Source organism: Petroclostridium sp. X23, assembly GCF_030013905.1.
Taxonomy (GTDB): Bacteria; Bacillota; Clostridia; order SK-Y3; family SK-Y3; genus X23.
The window spans coordinates 4687541-4701492 of sequence record NZ_CP124862.1 but is presented as its reverse complement, the minus strand read 5'-3'; the positions used below and the strand labels follow the sequence as shown (position 1 = coordinate 4701492).

General features: G+C 36.0%; 25 protein-coding genes and 1 tRNA gene. 4 read left to right on the top strand and 22 right to left on the bottom strand.

All coding sequences use genetic code 11. The annotated features are described in order from the left end of the window. Positions 1 to 20: 20 nt before the first annotated feature. From QKW49_RS22120 to QKW49_RS22030, 19 genes are all read right to left on the bottom strand, one after another. A complete protein-coding gene (locus tag QKW49_RS22120) occupies positions 21 to 377 on the bottom strand; it encodes a dATP/dGTP diphosphohydrolase domain-containing protein (protein ID WP_282864806.1) in 357 nt (118 codons plus the stop codon). 175 nt (positions 378 to 552) lie between these two features. Beyond that, positions 553 to 756: a hypothetical protein gene (locus tag QKW49_RS22115; RefSeq protein ID WP_282864805.1), complete on the bottom strand. Its 204-nt coding sequence runs from the start codon at positions 754 to 756 to the stop codon at positions 553 to 555. Between the two features lie 15 nt (positions 757 to 771). Further along, positions 772 to 924 carry a hypothetical protein gene (locus QKW49_RS22110; RefSeq protein WP_282864804.1) on the bottom strand — a complete coding sequence of 51 codons (153 nt, stop codon included), beginning with the start codon at positions 922 to 924 and terminating at the stop codon, positions 772 to 774. Positions 925 to 961: 37 nt separating this feature from the next. Further along, the gene (locus QKW49_RS22105) at positions 962 to 1135 is read right to left on the bottom strand and encodes a hypothetical protein (RefSeq protein ID WP_282864803.1); all 174 of its coding nucleotides are present in this window, start codon (positions 1133 to 1135) and stop codon (positions 962 to 964) included. A gap of 16 nt (positions 1136 to 1151) precedes the next feature. Continuing rightward, positions 1152 to 1364, bottom strand: coding sequence for a hypothetical protein (locus QKW49_RS22100; RefSeq protein ID WP_282864802.1), 213 nt, complete (start codon positions 1362 to 1364; stop codon positions 1152 to 1154). Positions 1365 to 1393: 29 nt separating this feature from the next. After that, positions 1394 to 1639 carry a hypothetical protein gene (locus QKW49_RS22095; RefSeq protein WP_282864801.1) on the bottom strand — a complete coding sequence of 82 codons (246 nt, stop codon included), beginning with the start codon at positions 1637 to 1639 and terminating at the stop codon, positions 1394 to 1396. A 39-nt stretch (positions 1640 to 1678) separates the two neighbouring features. Further along, a complete protein-coding gene (locus QKW49_RS22090; protein WP_282864800.1) occupies positions 1679 to 1981 on the bottom strand; it encodes a hypothetical protein in 303 nt (100 codons plus the stop codon). A 59-nt stretch (positions 1982 to 2040) separates the two neighbouring features. Further along, positions 2041 to 2196 carry a hypothetical protein gene (locus QKW49_RS22085; protein WP_282864799.1) on the bottom strand — a complete coding sequence of 52 codons (156 nt, stop codon included), beginning with the start codon at positions 2194 to 2196 and terminating at the stop codon, positions 2041 to 2043. Positions 2197 to 2230: 34 nt separating this feature from the next. Beyond that, positions 2231 to 3082, bottom strand: a complete 852-nt coding sequence (locus QKW49_RS22080) for a DNA cytosine methyltransferase (protein WP_282864798.1) — start codon at positions 3080 to 3082, stop codon at positions 2231 to 2233. 34 nt (positions 3083 to 3116) lie between these two features. Further along, positions 3117 to 3257, bottom strand: a complete 141-nt coding sequence (locus tag QKW49_RS22075; RefSeq protein WP_282864797.1) for a hypothetical protein — start codon at positions 3255 to 3257, stop codon at positions 3117 to 3119. A 24-nt stretch (positions 3258 to 3281) separates the two neighbouring features. Then, the gene (locus QKW49_RS22070) at positions 3282 to 3791 is read right to left on the bottom strand and encodes a hypothetical protein (RefSeq protein ID WP_282864796.1); all 510 of its coding nucleotides are present in this window, start codon (positions 3789 to 3791) and stop codon (positions 3282 to 3284) included. A gap of 43 nt (positions 3792 to 3834) precedes the next feature. After that, positions 3835 to 4005, bottom strand: coding sequence for a hypothetical protein (locus QKW49_RS22065; protein ID WP_282864795.1), 171 nt, complete (start codon positions 4003 to 4005; stop codon positions 3835 to 3837). 92 nt (positions 4006 to 4097) lie between these two features. Then, on the bottom strand, positions 4098 to 6071 hold the full coding sequence (locus QKW49_RS22060) for a DNA polymerase (protein ID WP_282864794.1): 1974 nt from the start codon (positions 6069 to 6071) through the stop codon (positions 4098 to 4100). Further along, positions 6068 to 6751, bottom strand: a complete 684-nt coding sequence (locus tag QKW49_RS22055) for a DUF2815 family protein (protein ID WP_282864793.1) — start codon at positions 6749 to 6751, stop codon at positions 6068 to 6070. The genes QKW49_RS22060 and QKW49_RS22055 overlap by 4 nt, the downstream gene beginning before the upstream one ends. Continuing rightward, entirely contained in the window at positions 6744 to 7922 is a 1179-nt protein-coding gene (locus QKW49_RS22050; protein ID WP_282864792.1) for a DUF2800 domain-containing protein, read from the bottom strand. The genes QKW49_RS22055 and QKW49_RS22050 overlap by 8 nt, the downstream gene beginning before the upstream one ends. Continuing rightward, entirely contained in the window at positions 7919 to 8401 is a 483-nt protein-coding gene (locus QKW49_RS22045; RefSeq protein ID WP_282864791.1) for a hypothetical protein, read from the bottom strand. Before QKW49_RS22045 ends, QKW49_RS22050 begins: the two co-directional genes overlap by 4 nt. Before the next feature lie 83 nt (positions 8402 to 8484). After that, the gene (locus QKW49_RS22040) at positions 8485 to 8610 is read right to left on the bottom strand and encodes a hypothetical protein (RefSeq protein WP_282864790.1); all 126 of its coding nucleotides are present in this window, start codon (positions 8608 to 8610) and stop codon (positions 8485 to 8487) included. Positions 8611 to 8630: 20 nt separating this feature from the next. Next, positions 8631 to 8867 (bottom strand): helix-turn-helix domain-containing protein, encoded by a 237-nt coding sequence (locus QKW49_RS22035; protein ID WP_282864789.1) that lies wholly within the window; start codon positions 8865 to 8867, stop codon positions 8631 to 8633. A 61-nt stretch (positions 8868 to 8928) separates the two neighbouring features. Then, entirely contained in the window at positions 8929 to 9123 is a 195-nt protein-coding gene (locus QKW49_RS22030; RefSeq protein ID WP_282864788.1) for a helix-turn-helix transcriptional regulator, read from the bottom strand. A 229-nt stretch (positions 9124 to 9352) separates the two neighbouring features. Between QKW49_RS22030 and QKW49_RS22025 the strand changes: the two genes are divergently transcribed. After that, the gene (locus QKW49_RS22025; protein ID WP_282864787.1) at positions 9353 to 9772 is read left to right on the top strand and encodes a helix-turn-helix domain-containing protein; all 420 of its coding nucleotides are present in this window, start codon (positions 9353 to 9355) and stop codon (positions 9770 to 9772) included. A gap of 12 nt (positions 9773 to 9784) precedes the next feature. Then, entirely contained in the window at positions 9785 to 10240 is a 456-nt protein-coding gene (locus QKW49_RS22020; protein ID WP_282864786.1) for an ImmA/IrrE family metallo-endopeptidase, read from the top strand. A gap of 183 nt (positions 10241 to 10423) precedes the next feature. Here QKW49_RS22020 and QKW49_RS22015 read toward each other — a convergent pair whose 3' ends face one another. Further along, positions 10424 to 11752: a transposase gene (locus QKW49_RS22015; RefSeq protein WP_282863714.1), complete on the bottom strand. Its 1329-nt coding sequence runs from the start codon at positions 11750 to 11752 to the stop codon at positions 10424 to 10426. Between the two features lie 143 nt (positions 11753 to 11895). Here QKW49_RS22015 and QKW49_RS22010 point away from each other — a divergent pair, with 143 nt between their 5' ends. Both QKW49_RS22010 and QKW49_RS22005 read left to right on the top strand, forming a co-directional pair. Then, positions 11896 to 12327 carry an ImmA/IrrE family metallo-endopeptidase gene (locus tag QKW49_RS22010; RefSeq protein ID WP_282864785.1) on the top strand — a complete coding sequence of 144 codons (432 nt, stop codon included), beginning with the start codon at positions 11896 to 11898 and terminating at the stop codon, positions 12325 to 12327. A 4-nt stretch (positions 12328 to 12331) separates the two neighbouring features. Next, positions 12332 to 13459, top strand: coding sequence for a site-specific integrase (locus tag QKW49_RS22005; RefSeq protein WP_282864784.1), 1128 nt, complete (start codon positions 12332 to 12334; stop codon positions 13457 to 13459). Positions 13460 to 13548: 89 nt separating this feature from the next. Here QKW49_RS22005 and QKW49_RS22000 read toward each other — a convergent pair. Next, positions 13549 to 13624: transfer RNA gene (locus QKW49_RS22000), tRNA-Thr, on the bottom strand. 52 nt (positions 13625 to 13676) lie between these two features. Next, positions 13677 to 13934 (bottom strand): hypothetical protein, encoded by a 258-nt coding sequence (locus tag QKW49_RS21995; RefSeq protein WP_282864783.1) that lies wholly within the window; start codon positions 13932 to 13934, stop codon positions 13677 to 13679. Between the last annotated feature and the right edge of the window lie 18 nt (positions 13935 to 13952).

Genomic DNA, 13952 nt, shown 5'->3' with positions numbered 1-13952 from the left:
CCCATTGCGATAAAAAGCCTTTACTGCGGTTCTTTATCTGTTATATCTTTAGATCTATCATCAAGATCGGGTCTGTATCTTTCAAAGTGCATAATAGCAAACACATTCCAGGCTACTGCTGCCAAATGATCCTCATCTGTCCACCCGGCCATATATTTTACTAAGTGCCTAAATGCCGAACTAATACAGCGCGATATCGGTATCCCTTTTTCCCAATTCCGATCTGAATATTTTAAAGTCCCTAGTTCGTACCATCGTGCTAACCTGAAAAGACCTTCAGGGCTAATCAAATCAAAACGTCCTTTACCTGTTTGGATATCTCTTATTGCTCCCGTACCAAATTCCTCACGTTTTCCACTGTCTTGTATTCCGTTCATTCTTATCCCCATCCTTCCCAAATCTAGCTTTAGCGCAATGTGAAATAAATAATCACTGGACTAGACATCCCTAAAAGCACTAAAATCCATAATAACCATTCCGAAAAAGAAGTTTTAATTTTTATATCTGTCCATTTTGTAATTTGTTTTATAAAAACCTCCATTAATCTGTCCTTTAATCTGATTCAATAATGTCACTTAAATTTGCTTTTATACCTTCACATGCAATCTTTGCACCTATTCTTACTGCATCTTCTATACATGCCTGTGCTTCATAATACCAGCACGTTCCTTTTGTGATAGCACCTGTACAATCATTCCATTTATCAAAATTATTCAATGCTTGCCTTATAGCGTAATCAACCTCACCTTTTGTCATTCTAATCACCTCATACTAAAATTTTTGCTGTTTTTCTAATGCATTATAGCGTTTTATTGCCATATCAAATAAACAATTTTCACATAAAATGGTTCCATCTTCTAGTTCAACATAGTGTTCGTACTTTTCTATTTTAGAAGTGCATTTTTCACATTCAATACTTTCCATGTAATTCATCCTTTCAAATTCAACATTGAAACTGTCTTTACTGTGTAAATTCCCACTCTACTAGTGCGTCATATACATATTCACTGTTTTCTTTTATGCCAATAAGATTGTATTCTAAAACCTTGAATTTCTCTTCTTTTTCAATATTTTTAATTTCTTCACTTGTCCATTTGACTTTGCTGTTAAGATGAAGCCTTTCTTGATATTTCATTATTCCTTATCCTCCTTTACTCTGTATTGGTATTAGGTAATATCATAAATGTTGCTTTACTTTCTTTCGCTGGTATGTATACTCCTTCAACATCTATGCTGCTTTCAGAAAAATGAACAGTTTCAATCCCTTTGTATCTTAGGCTTTTAACTAAATCTAATAAGAGTTTTTCTTCTATTTCAACTGCTTTAAACTCGCCATTTGATATTAAATAACATTTGATATTCAAGCAACAACCTTCTTTCATATCTTAATCATTTACTTATCCCACAACTCAGCTAAATAATTTACATACTCAGTAAAATCATCTTCCGACATAGTCTCCAGATCTTCTTCTTCAAAATCAAATTCTTTCTCGGAATTTCTGATAAACTCTAATAATGTTTCTTCTTCATTTACTTTTTTGTATAAATTACTTTTACAAATTTCAAGAAGAAAATCACTACATATTTTATCCTGCTCATTGTTACATTCTTTATGGAATAAGCAATCTTTGCATATCATAAATATCACTCCAATCCTAAAACCTTATTTACCGTAGAATTATACAGTTTTAAAATGCCAACCGCTTGTACTAACTACCATAACCTCTCTTTGCTTCCCAGCATAATATTTTTCTCTAATTTCTTCCTTAGTTAATGGCTTAATGTAATTATATTTTTTACACCCATTACACAAATCTTCTATAGTGGACGCCTGTCGATATCCACAATCATTAGAACCTGCAGAAGCATAGCACCTAAAATAATAATCCTTGCTTTCGCTTGGCTTCCCCCTGGTAGCTAAAGGCCTATCGCCATAGTATATTGACACAATATTAAAACACATATTCTTACGTCTATCCATACAAAAGACCTCCATTAAACTACTATTTAGTTCCAGGAGGGTGTTACCCCTCCGATTTATTATGCGAAGTACCCTATGCAAACCATTACCGGTCCTAAGTACACTGCCAAATATGCTTCTGCGGTACCTCCGATTCTGTTACAGTTAATGTTTGCCCCTAATAAAAATCCTCCTGTTGTATCTGCCATTACTCTCCATTTACTTTTGTTATTCATCTTAACCCCTCCAATCTTTAATTTAACGCATAATCTATGATACTTTTTGAATTAAACTCAGCCTATTTTTAAACGCTTCCCAGTCAATCTTTGTAACGTCACCTAACTGCATTGTGTGAGGATAATTCTTCATAGTGACTTGGATCGCATGTTTTTGAATTTCCGATGCATAGTATTGGTTATATACCTTTCCGGCTCTTTCAAGGGCAACTTGACCGCATGATATGCCATCGAATAAACTTACAACTGTTTGCAAATATTTATCCGGAATAAAACTCAAAATATGTACAATTACATCTATTGTCCAACCATTGCCTAAAGCAGTATAACGTTGAGTGTTACTTATCCCTTCTGTATATCCTATTGGCAATGTTTGAAGCCTCTCGCATTCCTCTGGCGTTAGCATTCTTTGATACTTTCTAACATCATCATAATTGCCAACTTTTTTGCTTGCAAAAGGTCTTCCAGCCCCCCTAATTCCTTTCCAATATGTAGCCGTTAAACAAGCAAATTTTTCAGTTTTACGTATGTCTCTGTTTATATCCATATATGCCGGAAATTCATCTTGCTCTAACTGTATTGTCACTTTTCTATCTTCCGGCTGCTTTATATTTGGAATATTAGACCAGTATAATCTTGCTCTGTTTTGTTCAGATACTAATGCAGAATTGATTTCAATAGGCTCAACCCCTAAATATTTACTAATAACGTCTTGATATTCTTTCTTCATTTTTACATTTTCAAGAAGAAAATATTTTGGTTTTAAAATTTCTAATGCTTTTACATAATCAAAGAATAATTTACTTCTAGGGTCAAAAAAATTCAACTGTTTCCCTGCAAAGCTAAACCCCTGGCATGGGCTACCACCTAATAATAAATCAATCAATTATTTCTCCTCACTTTCTATGATAAAATGCAATTTATTTACTATCGCCATCTTTTTTAAACCCATCAATATAATTCTCAACTTCAAAAATAGATTTAACTTTGCCGCATTTGCAATGAAACATTCCTAGAAAATAATCCATTGCTCTACCACATTCACATATAACCTTTGTCATAATAACCTCCGTTCAACGTACATTTCACGCGGTTTGCTCATTTTTAATTTTTTCGTTGTAGTCCTCAATTACCTTGTAGAACTCACTTGCCTTAATTACAGTAAAGCCTTTTGGAGTATCAATCGAATCAGAATTACAAGAATAAGAACAATACAGAGTATTATCTACATCAAACAATCTCCAACTGAATCGCTCATAACCTCTGAAGTACATAAAAATATGAGGTTTACTCAATACTTTAAGTCCTTTACCTTTTAATGACTTGACCCACTCTTTACAGATAGCGCTATTCTTTTTAAATGATCTTAAGCCATCATTTACTTGTTTAGCCAATACCTTTGCAAACTTTGCAGCATCTTTTTGTGTTGGGATTATATAAAGAGTATCATTAGCCGGATAATACTTAGTTGTTTCAATTCCTTGGTCTTTCATGAAATCTATTACGTGGTCATTTATTACCTTTACATTTTTCTGGTGTTCAAAATATTCTTGATGCAGCTCTGATTCCTCTGTCACTATATAAAATTTTTCCACTGTCTTATCCCCTCTCTTTTAACTTCGTATTTTGTTGCCGTTTTTAAGCTCTTCTTTTATTTGAAATAACCTCTGCTGCTATAACTACATTGCCAGGGCTAATTCCATCGTCACGAGGATTATCAATGATTTTTATAATAAAATCCGGCTTTACTCTTATCCTCTTTTTTCCCGGCCTCTCTAACTTAAGTTTTTCTTCGTTCTTACTCGCCATCAGTTGATCCTCTCCTTCTTGCAATGTGGATAACTCTGTGGATACTGTTGTTAATTTGTTGTGGACAAGCACAACACCACAATATATGGTATTTAATCTTTTTTATAATACTTTGTTATAAAACCATCTGCTCTAAGCAATAATCCAGATGCCCACTGTATTGGTTGCCCCATTATTTCACATACACGATCAAGATCCACTTTTTCCGCCGGAACGTCTAGTACGCACTCATCATGTATATGCATAACAGTTTGATACCCAGCAGAACTAAGCCTTTTAATGCTTTCTGCTAAACAATCCCTTGCAATGGCTTGAACTATATTCTCTACCAACTTGCCTCCATAAGTCGGAATAACTTCCCACTTCTTAGTATTTTGGTTGATCCCATGATAATGAACAGCTTCTTTTCCAAAATCATTCTGTGATAGAAACGGTTTTGTATAGAATAATTTACGGCCACTCGGCAGTGTTATAGTTAAAAAGTCCTGTTGATTATTGTAATCGCCTTCACGAGCTAGTATTAAGCCTTTCATCCCTACCGGCTGACCTGTTCTCATCACTTCTAGCGCTGCGTTCTCGATACTATACCATAGATCTACAATGCGCTTATTTGATGATCGCCATCTCCGTACGATTTCTGGTAGTTCTTCTTCTATTAGGCCCATATTCAGTGCGCCCATGGAGATTAAAGCACCGGATCCGCCCTGATAGCCTAATGCTAGTTCAGCAACTTTACCCTTTTGCCGAAGATCGTATTCCGGATTACCTTTTGATATTTTTTCAATTGGAACGCCGAACATTTGACTTGCTGAAGCCTCATATATTTTACCGTGTGTGGCAAATACGTCTAGCCTCCATTGCTCCCCTGCTAGCCAAGCAATGACGCGGGCTTCTATTGCTGAAAAATCAGCCACAACAAATTCATTACCGTTGGAAGGAATAAAAGCTGTTCTTATAAGCTGCGATAGTGTATCCGGTATATTTCCGTATATAAGTTTTAGAACATCTACTTTTTTGGCTTTAACACAGTCTCTAGCATGTGATAGTGTTTCTAAATAATTTCTAGGTAGGTTTTGCACTTGCACCAATCTGCCGGCCCATCTACCGGTCCTGTTTGCTCCATAAAATTGTAGAAGGCCTCTTATTCGGCCATCATCACAAACAGCCTCGTCCATAGCTGTATACTTCTTAACACTTGTTTTTGAAAGTTCCTGGCGGATCTCTAACATTCGTTTTGCCGTATCACTGTCAATGGTCTTGATAAGATCTTTTACTGTAGCTTTCTGTAAATCCGTAATCTCTTCTCCCGTTTCTTTTTCAAGCCATTTTGATAGCTGTTTTACGCTTTTTGGGTTATCTAATCCGGATATTTTTATAGCTTCATTCATTAGCTCATCGGTTACAATCTGATCGCAATATAATGCTCCTTCTATAAGTTCTTTGTCTACTTTTACACCATAAGCATTTATCTGTTGATCTAACTCCCATAACTTTTGTTCTTGCTCCGGCACAGGAAAAAATGATAATCTTCTTTCTATCTCCATTTCAGTAACTACGTCCTGTTTACAATAGTCTTTGAATAATTGCCATTTCTCCGGTTCGTGATGTGGTAATGTTCTCATTCTATGCCCATTTTTATTTGTGGGTTTACAAGGCACACAAAATGTTCGTATAAGTGACCTGCCTACCCCCATTTTCCGTTTATCCTCAGGTAACCCGAGCGCTACAGCCGTAGCTGCAAGTCCTGCAGTATATCCACAATATAAACCGTGAAGCATAGTACAGCGCCATTGTTCCAAGGGTGAATAATAGAATTTATTAAGCGAATACCATTCAAAAGGGGCGTTGTATGCGTGCTTGATAACATTAGTATCCTGAAGGGCGGTTAATATATTGTCTGGAATACTTTCGCCCTCTGCTAGATCAATAATTTGGACTGCTTTATTATCAAAGGAATATGCGAATAAAAGAATTTGAAAATCAGGGGATTGTACATATTTGTACAATCCCGCTTTTTTAATGTCAACGCTTGAAAAAGTTTCTATATCTATTGATAAATGTCTCATACCCCATAAACACCACCGGAAATAGGCATACCGGTTATGGGATCAATCCGTGGTTGTTGTTGCGGCTGTTGCTGTGGTTGGTATTGCTGCTGTCCGTATGAAGGTTGTTGCGTTTGTGGTGGCATCGGTAGTCCTGCACTATCTCCAAAGTCTGATGCAGCTGAAGTACGTCCTCCTAATGGTTCTCCATCCTCTAGTTTTTGTACATTGCCAAGGCCACAGCCGATACCTTTTTTACCGCTTGCATTGTATGGGAAAAATCTCACTGATACTCTAGCGTACATCCCGGAATATACTTCTGTTTGATTAATAACTGGATTAAGACTGAGATCAACAACCTGTGGTGCTTGCTTAGATGATGCGGTGAATACCCAATGTCCTTTACACTCATCACCAAACGGCATACCATCACTCGGTCTAGCACCGTCACCATCATGAACCGGAATAGCCAATACAGGTGGTCGTACACCGTTCCATCTAGAAGATACACCTTCCTGTATTGCAGCATTAATAGCCGCATCGATACGTTGCTTTGTTGCTATATCGTTCTTAGGTACCAATATAGTAGTGCTATACTTTGCTTCCCCTCCACCGTTTGGATTTGCATAGGGTGTAAATAGATGTGCATAACTAAGTCTTACCTTTCCTGTTACTACATGTTGTGGATTTTGATTACTCATTCCCATTACCTCCATTATCGTTTTTAAAATCGTCTTCAGCGCTTCTTCGTGTAATCGCTTCACGTTTGTCATTTGTCGGAGCAAGCGTAGGCTTACCCGGCGGTATGTTAACATATTCGGTTAATATTTCTTTGAACTTTGTCTTTCCTATTAGCTTTTCAGTTGCTGCAAGAGTTAACGGCTTACGTTCATACAGCATGGCTTCTTCTATGCCATTACTCTTAAGCAGTTCAAATGCTTTGTCTTGATCGGTAAACTGTCTTACGCTACGCCCTTCTACTGCTTTCCATCCCGGGATATCATTACCGGCTAGGCATTCACTTAGCGCATATTCTTCAAGATCTTTAACCCATTTCGCAAGATTCTGCGCCTTTAGCAGTATCTGTCCTACTTCTTCATTTGAAATAAGTGGTGGTTTCATTTGCTTATAATCCTCAAGTGCTGTATGGAATTCAGTTCGGGCTCTACACAATGCTTTTGCGCGGCAGAATCGACAATGCTCACCTGATACAAATTCACCTTCACCGTTAAATGCTTTTTGTGCTATAGGTTTTATGCTTCCTCCCCATTCATTAAGTTGTGCTATAGGCATCTCATATTCGGATATGCTGTCAAGTCTTGGTTGCACAATGGCCATTTTCACGGTATCAATCGCATATAAGAAAGAGTATTCTGTATATGCACCCAAAGCATATAACATCATTTGCGGATTATTTTCAGCGGATACCGGAACACCTTTGCCATATTTCAGATCGATAATGTGTAGTGTGTTACCAGCGATAATAATACAATCGCCTGTGCCAAACCCCTCCGGCGCATATGCGCCATAATCAATTTTCTTTTCTACAGCTATATATGGAGTGGAACTGAATCCATGGGCAATACCGGATATATAGTCCAAGTAGATATCGGTATACCTTAGCATTTCATCCTGGTATAACGGGTCATCCTTGAATTTCTTTAAACGGTTGTTAAATGCTCTTACTCCTATAGGCTCTATGAAAGCCTTTCTTAGTTTTAGCTCTGCTATTTCATGGGCCAGTCTGCCCTCATTTGCATAGCTACTTTGGCTTTCAGGTAATGTATCTTCCAACCTTGCAGAAGGTGTACAGTGTAACCACTTATGCGATCCACTTGCTGACAGTAGGGCGTGCGCCCTATCACCACTCATATTTTTGCCCCCAGTTCTCTAAGTTTTGTTGCAAATGCTCCATATTGATCTTTAGGCAATGCAGTCAAGGCTTGCACACCGAAAGAGTTTAGTAACCCAACAAGATCTGTTCTTCGTCCGGCATCCACAAGCTGTGTCGCCGTTACAGCCAGTTGCTCCATGGTGTAAGCCTGTGTTGACGTAGGAACCGCAGCTGGTGCTAGTGTTTGGGCAGGTGCTGATTGTACCGGGGCGCTTACCGGAACAGGCGGTGTTGGTGCTATCGGAGTTGGTGCTGTTGGTACAGGTGATTGCAAATTCGTATCATTAGGTGGTACCGCAGGGATTGGATTTACCCCAACTTCTTTTTGGTTTATAACATTAGGCGCACTTTTCAAAATGTTTTCTTCTTCACTTGATGTGTTAACTAAAGAACGCAGTGTACCATTGTCAATACTTTTAATTAGCTCAATACTGTTTAGTTCTAATGTAACTTTCATAAATCTGCCTCACTTTCTTAAATTGATTTTTGATAGCCCTCATGCTATAATGAAGGCAAGTGAAAATTTTTTGACGCCTGACCTTATTGGTCGGCTTTTCTTTTTATAGAGCCTATAGATTCCCATACTTCTTTGACTGTCCAGCCTAATACAAAACATACACCGCCGAACATAAGAATTGAAAATACTTCTCCTAACAAGATACTCATCCCCTCTCCTTTCTTTATGTTTATACTGCTTGCTTTTGCTTTAATCTATCTGCCAGCTCCACATAGCTATTTGTTTTATCATTTGTTTTATCATTTGTTATCTCAATTAGTATTCGCCCTCTCTTTTTCGGCTGGTAATAATTGATATAACCTTGTTTGATGTGATTACGCACGGTATTTTTATGGAGCCCCGTAAACTCCGCATATCTTTCTATGGTTAGGTAAGCCCGGTCTGCTTTTATCCGTGGTACTTTCATTAAGGATTCACCTTTCTTTCTCTATATGTTAAATTACTATTTTTACACCCATAGAGAAATTTTAATTTAAAAAAATTTTATCCAGTGATAAACACAACTCTTTTGCAATTTCCACCAAAGTTTCTAAAGATGGAAATTTTCTCCCTGCTTCTATATCGCATATAAGTTGTGGAGATTTTTTTATATGTCTTGCCAATTCCGTTTGTGATAATCCTACTTGTATACGTTTTTCTTTAATCACGTTTCCTAAATTCATAATGCCCCTCCTTTTTTTTCTCTATAGGTGTAATTAAATTATAATTTCTCTATAGGTGTAATTTAATATCTAAATTCTACCATATTTCACGCTATACGTTGATTTAAAGCATATAAATAAGATAATCTCTCCAAATCATAAAATACAGCGCTTTTTCGCTATAAGTTAATCTTTACACTTTTAGCGTAAAAATATAAAATAAAATTACAAATTTTGAAAAGGTGATATTATGAAACTGGGAGAAAAAATAAAAAAAATAAGGAAAGAAAAAAACTTAACTCTTAAAGATATCTCAAATTTAGTCGGTATATCTATTTCCTATCTATCTGATGTAGAGAACAATAGAAAAAATCCTAGCGTAGAAAGTTTAACCAAGATATCAACCGCATTAAATATCCCTACAAGTGTGCTTCTAGATGAAAGTGATATTGTTTATAAAGAAGACTTTCTTAATCAAGCCAAAGAAAAATATGGTAATAGGGGTAAAAAGCAAGCAGAACAACTGCTTGAAGATACTAGAGCCTTATTTCATGGTGGTGATCTCCCAGCAGAAGATCGCGACGAGTTTTTTAAAGCTATTATGGAAATATACTTCCAAACAAAAGAAGAAAATAAGAAATACGGCAGGAAGAAAAACAACGCAGAGTAGGTGACAATACACATGGGGGCCCTCAATATATACATTAAAGACAAAGCACAAAAACTAATTAAAAAGTTTAAAACCTATGATCCGATAGAATTAGCTACTGCTATGAATATAGAAATTAAATACTATAAATTCCAAGAAATGAAGGGCTTTTATCTATACTATCAAAGAAAAAGATGTATAGGCATTAATTCCAATTTATCAGATATAGAACAACGTCTGTGCTGTGCCCATGAAATTGGACACGATCAATTACATAGACGGTTTGTGCAATACATGAAAGATTATCACATGTTTTCTGATGTAAGGCATGAATATGAAGCAAATATATTAGCCGCTCATTTATTAATCCCAGATTCCATCCTTGTAAAGTATCAAATAACAAACTACTCAATTGCTGAAATCGCAGCACAAGAAAACTTGTACCCCGAACTTTTAAAATTAAAGTTACAATTGGAGTATACCAGATAAATAGTAGATGTTCAGTAAATAACAACAAAATGGTATAGAATGTTAAAGTTTTAGGTTATAGCAATAAACTATGTTCATGTGTACTTTGAAAATTTAAAGAATGGATGATAGGAATAATTTGGTATCTAAAAATGGTCGGAGATTCCCTATGCAAGAGAATAGTAAGAATATTTTTCCTGTAGTTTATGCAGCAGTCTTATGGTATTCTTTATTCTCAAGGGTTATGGCTATGGCTTTTGCATGTTGGAGCATGCAAACTAAGGCAGTTCTCACGAAGAAGTTCTTGGTACCCCTAAATAATGGAGATTTAAGACCGTTGTTGAGTACAATATCTCCAATAACGGATTCTATACGTGCTCTTCTTGAATAGATGTCTTTCCAGAGTTGTGAGCCTCTGGGAACTTGGGTAAACCAACGAATATCATCTTCAATGTGAGTATAGACTGTCTTGCCATAGCCAGAATCACAACATGGATGATCACACTTTAGTTTTTCAGCCAATTTTTTAGAAGCTTTTCTTGGACACCGCCATTTTAGTCGTCTTTTTTTCTTATCAATACCCCAATAGTAAAATGTATGACCAGCAGCACAAACAGGCAAACCAAACTCATTAGTAGGTGTTGGAGTTTGAGAATTTCTTGGATTAATTGCAATAATAGGCTTACCGCCTAGTAAACTAATCCACCAGTAAACATAATAAGCGTCGTATCCCGAATCAGCAATGACATAATGAAAGTCAACTTTCAAGTTGTGATAAAGATGCATTATTAGATGTGGTGTCATTCTAACATCGTGGACATCAGCACCTTCGACGAAGAATGTTAGTGGTAGGCATTTAGATGGATTATCTATCATAGGAGTTGTTGCAAAATGCAGACCGTATCCCATTAGATATTCATCAAGATTATGATCATAACCTTTTGTGGCTTCGGAGTCAGTACACATAGAGCATTTAAAGGGTTTTATATTACTGGCATAGCATCTACAATATTTTTCAGGAACATACTTTTGTTTGCAAAAAGATTTTACCTTGCAGCCGTCAAAGATTACTTTATCATGGGGATCAATGATTCCTAATTCGATAGATTCTTTGACAAATAACAATTCAAATATTTTACGGATTAGAGAACCTTGAAGCATGACATCTTCAACGTTTTCATCGCCGAAAAGATTAGAGATAAACCAAGAGAAATAAGCCTTAGAGGGCGTCTTGTCAGGAGAGAAACCTGATAGATAAGCATATCTTGGTGTATCCCTAAGTTCTTTGACCCATTTATTAATGGATGTAAAGCCAGCAAGGTACATCACAAGTAAAGACCTTAAAGCATCTTGAGGGCGATAAAGTGCAATACGTCCTGCAGGATTTTGTGAATAAAAATGTAAACAGAAGTCATAAACACGAGATAGATCAATCTTTGATATTATCTTAGCAATGCTGTCAGTCTCACTGACAGATAGAAATAAATTAAGTTTATAAGCCAGGTGACTCTGGTTTGGTGGAAGCAATGACATCAGCCCCTTTCTAAAATATTCTCTATTTTAGCAGGTTTGAGGGCTGTGAGGTGAAGAAAATTGTTTCCAGTTGATAAAATCAAGTTGAATCAAGGGGTTCAGCTTTGCTGAACACCAACGATAAATATTTTGTGAGGTGCATAATGAACGACAGCCAAAGTATATTTAAGTACACTAATGAAATCATCGAAAGATATAAAACACGTAATCCTTTTACTCTAGCCGCTTTACTCGATATTAAAATTGACTATAAACCTTACAGCATACTTAAGGGTCATTATTTAAAAGTTGCTGATAGAAAGTATATTATTATTAATCCAAATTTAAATTATCAAGAACAACTAATTGTTTGCGCTCATGAACTTGGACATGCCTTATTACATGATGATTCAGAAGCACATAGTTTAATGGCTCTCAGTTTAAGTAACATGGACGCAGATCAAAAAGAGCGTGAGGCAAACAGATTTGCTGTATCCCTATTAGTAAAACCTGAAAAGATTAATAAAGAAATATGCGACCTAACGGATAATGAGATCGAAAAAATTGTATTGTTAAATATACAAAAGGTGGGATAGAATCATGGGAAAACGCGGAAATGGCGAAGGATCTATTTATCAGCGAAAAAGTGATGGTAAATGGTGTGGTCAAATCACCATTGGCTTTGATGAGAACGGAAAGCAGAAAATAAGAACCTTATATGCTAACGACAGGGAAGAACTTATAAAAAAGTTTGATATGGAGCGCAGTAGACTTCATATGGGGTATAATATTGAGCCTTCAATGCTAACTGTTGGCAAATGGGTAGATATTTGGCTAACCCAATATAAAAAAAATAGTATTAAACCCGCCACATATGATGGATACTACAATACAATAAAGAATTATATTAAACCATATTTCGGAAGCACAAGACTGAGCATGTTAAAAACAGACTCAATCCAACAAGTATATAATAAAATGAAAGATAAAGAATTAGATACAGCTAGCATAAAAAAAGTTCATACCGTGCTTAACCAAGCATTCAATCAAGCTATAAGAAATGGTATTGTATACATTAATCCTGTAACAGCTGCAGCGGTCCCAAAGCAAAAGAAAAACAAAGTTAGAATACTTAGTAAACAGGAGCAAAAAAAATTTACAGAAGCTTGCGATAAAATAAATAATGTGTATACGGAATTATTATCTTTTTTACTTGAAACAGGGCTAAGAATAGGCGAGGCGCTTGCACTCATAAAAGATAATGTATCACTAGAAGATGAAGAAATAACCATTGCTAATACCGCACATAGGATTAGAAATTATGAAGGTACCGGATTAAAAACAAAGATAAATATTGGAGATGTAAAAACAGATTCAGGTTATAGAAAAGTTCCATTAACCTCTAAAGCTTATAACATATTAGAACACAGGCTTGAAGTAACAAAATCAGAATTTGTATTCTGCGCTAATAATGGTAGTATTCTTCAAGAAAGAAATGTTAGAAGAACAATAGATCGAATTAAAAAAGACACGAAATTAAAAGATATGACTGCTCACACTTTACGGCATACATTCGCTACAAGGATGCTTGAAGCTGGATTACCTTTAAAGGTAGCAAGCGAGATATTGGGGCATAAATCAATTCAGATTACAGCTGATATTTATATGCATGTCTTACCAAATACCAAAAAAGACGCTATTAAAAAACTTGAAAATTTTATTCAATAACTACAAAATAACTACATTTTGGACCTATTCACTTTTGTAGTTATTGATAATTAAACCCATGTAGCAATTGTACTACAAGGGTTACAGTTTGGAGCTGGTAGCCGGAATCGAACCGGCGACCTGATCATTACGAGTGATCCGCTCTGCCGACTGAGCCATACCAGCATAAAATACGATTAAATAATACTACATCTTGAAACAGTTGTCAATATTGCATCTAAGGTCTTTTGTTTGAATATACACTATCAGAAACAGTCTCATCTATCTCTGACCCTTCTTTTAGCTTTTGATATACATTTAGTTGTTCTATTCTTGCCTGTTCTGCCATAACGGCTTGATTATGTTTTTCATATAATATTCTATTTTTGCTTAATAACTCCCGATCTTTTTTATGTCCAACTATTAATATCGTAATAAGAGCTACAGATAATACGATAATAGTAATATTAATATAAATGCTGTTATTGCTTTTCATAACTCTACTCCATCCTCC

What these genes read in the sequence shown, in the direction of transcription:
- QKW49_RS22120 (WP_282864806.1), bottom strand. Translation starts at nt 377, where the DNA reads ATGAACGGAATACAAGACAGTGGAAAACGTGAGGAATTTGGTACGGGA.
- QKW49_RS22115 (WP_282864805.1), bottom strand. Translation starts at nt 756, where the DNA reads ATGACAAAAGGTGAGGTTGATTACGCTATAAGGCAAGCATTGAATAAT.
- QKW49_RS22110 (WP_282864804.1), bottom strand. Translation starts at nt 924, where the DNA reads ATGGAAAGTATTGAATGTGAAAAATGCACTTCTAAAATAGAAAAGTAC.
- QKW49_RS22105 (WP_282864803.1), bottom strand. Translation starts at nt 1,135, where the DNA reads ATGAAATATCAAGAAAGGCTTCATCTTAACAGCAAAGTCAAATGGACA.
- QKW49_RS22095 (WP_282864801.1), bottom strand. Translation starts at nt 1,639, where the DNA reads ATGATATGCAAAGATTGCTTATTCCATAAAGAATGTAACAATGAGCAG.
- QKW49_RS22090 (WP_282864800.1), bottom strand. Translation starts at nt 1,981, where the DNA reads ATGGATAGACGTAAGAATATGTGTTTTAATATTGTGTCAATATACTAT.
- QKW49_RS22085 (WP_282864799.1), bottom strand. Translation starts at nt 2,196, where the DNA reads ATGAATAACAAAAGTAAATGGAGAGTAATGGCAGATACAACAGGAGGA.
- QKW49_RS22075 (WP_282864797.1), bottom strand. Translation starts at nt 3,257, where the DNA reads ATGACAAAGGTTATATGTGAATGTGGTAGAGCAATGGATTATTTTCTA.
- QKW49_RS22065 (WP_282864795.1), bottom strand. Translation starts at nt 4,005, where the DNA reads ATGGCGAGTAAGAACGAAGAAAAACTTAAGTTAGAGAGGCCGGGAAAA.
- QKW49_RS22060 (WP_282864794.1), bottom strand. Translation starts at nt 6,071, where the DNA reads ATGAGACATTTATCAATAGATATAGAAACTTTTTCAAGCGTTGACATT.
- QKW49_RS22055 (WP_282864793.1), bottom strand. Translation starts at nt 6,751, where the DNA reads ATGAGTAATCAAAATCCACAACATGTAGTAACAGGAAAGGTAAGACTT.
- QKW49_RS22050 (WP_282864792.1), bottom strand. Translation starts at nt 7,922, where the DNA reads ATGAGTGGTGATAGGGCGCACGCCCTACTGTCAGCAAGTGGATCGCAT.
- QKW49_RS22045 (WP_282864791.1), bottom strand. Translation starts at nt 8,401, where the DNA reads ATGAAAGTTACATTAGAACTAAACAGTATTGAGCTAATTAAAAGTATT.
- QKW49_RS22040 (WP_282864790.1), bottom strand. Translation starts at nt 8,610, where the DNA reads ATGAGTATCTTGTTAGGAGAAGTATTTTCAATTCTTATGTTCGGCGGT.
- QKW49_RS22035 (WP_282864789.1), bottom strand. Translation starts at nt 8,867, where the DNA reads ATGAAAGTACCACGGATAAAAGCAGACCGGGCTTACCTAACCATAGAA.
- QKW49_RS22030 (WP_282864788.1), bottom strand. Translation starts at nt 9,123, where the DNA reads ATGAATTTAGGAAACGTGATTAAAGAAAAACGTATACAAGTAGGATTA.
- QKW49_RS22025 (WP_282864787.1), top strand. Translation starts at nt 9,353, where the DNA reads ATGAAACTGGGAGAAAAAATAAAAAAAATAAGGAAAGAAAAAAACTTA.
- QKW49_RS22020 (WP_282864786.1), top strand. Translation starts at nt 9,785, where the DNA reads ATGGGGGCCCTCAATATATACATTAAAGACAAAGCACAAAAACTAATT.
- QKW49_RS22015 (WP_282863714.1), bottom strand. Translation starts at nt 11,752, where the DNA reads ATGTCATTGCTTCCACCAAACCAGAGTCACCTGGCTTATAAACTTAAT.
- QKW49_RS22010 (WP_282864785.1), top strand. Translation starts at nt 11,896, where the DNA reads ATGAACGACAGCCAAAGTATATTTAAGTACACTAATGAAATCATCGAA.
- QKW49_RS22005 (WP_282864784.1), top strand. Translation starts at nt 12,332, where the DNA reads ATGGGAAAACGCGGAAATGGCGAAGGATCTATTTATCAGCGAAAAAGT.
- QKW49_RS21995 (WP_282864783.1), bottom strand. Translation starts at nt 13,934, where the DNA reads ATGAAAAGCAATAACAGCATTTATATTAATATTACTATTATCGTATTA.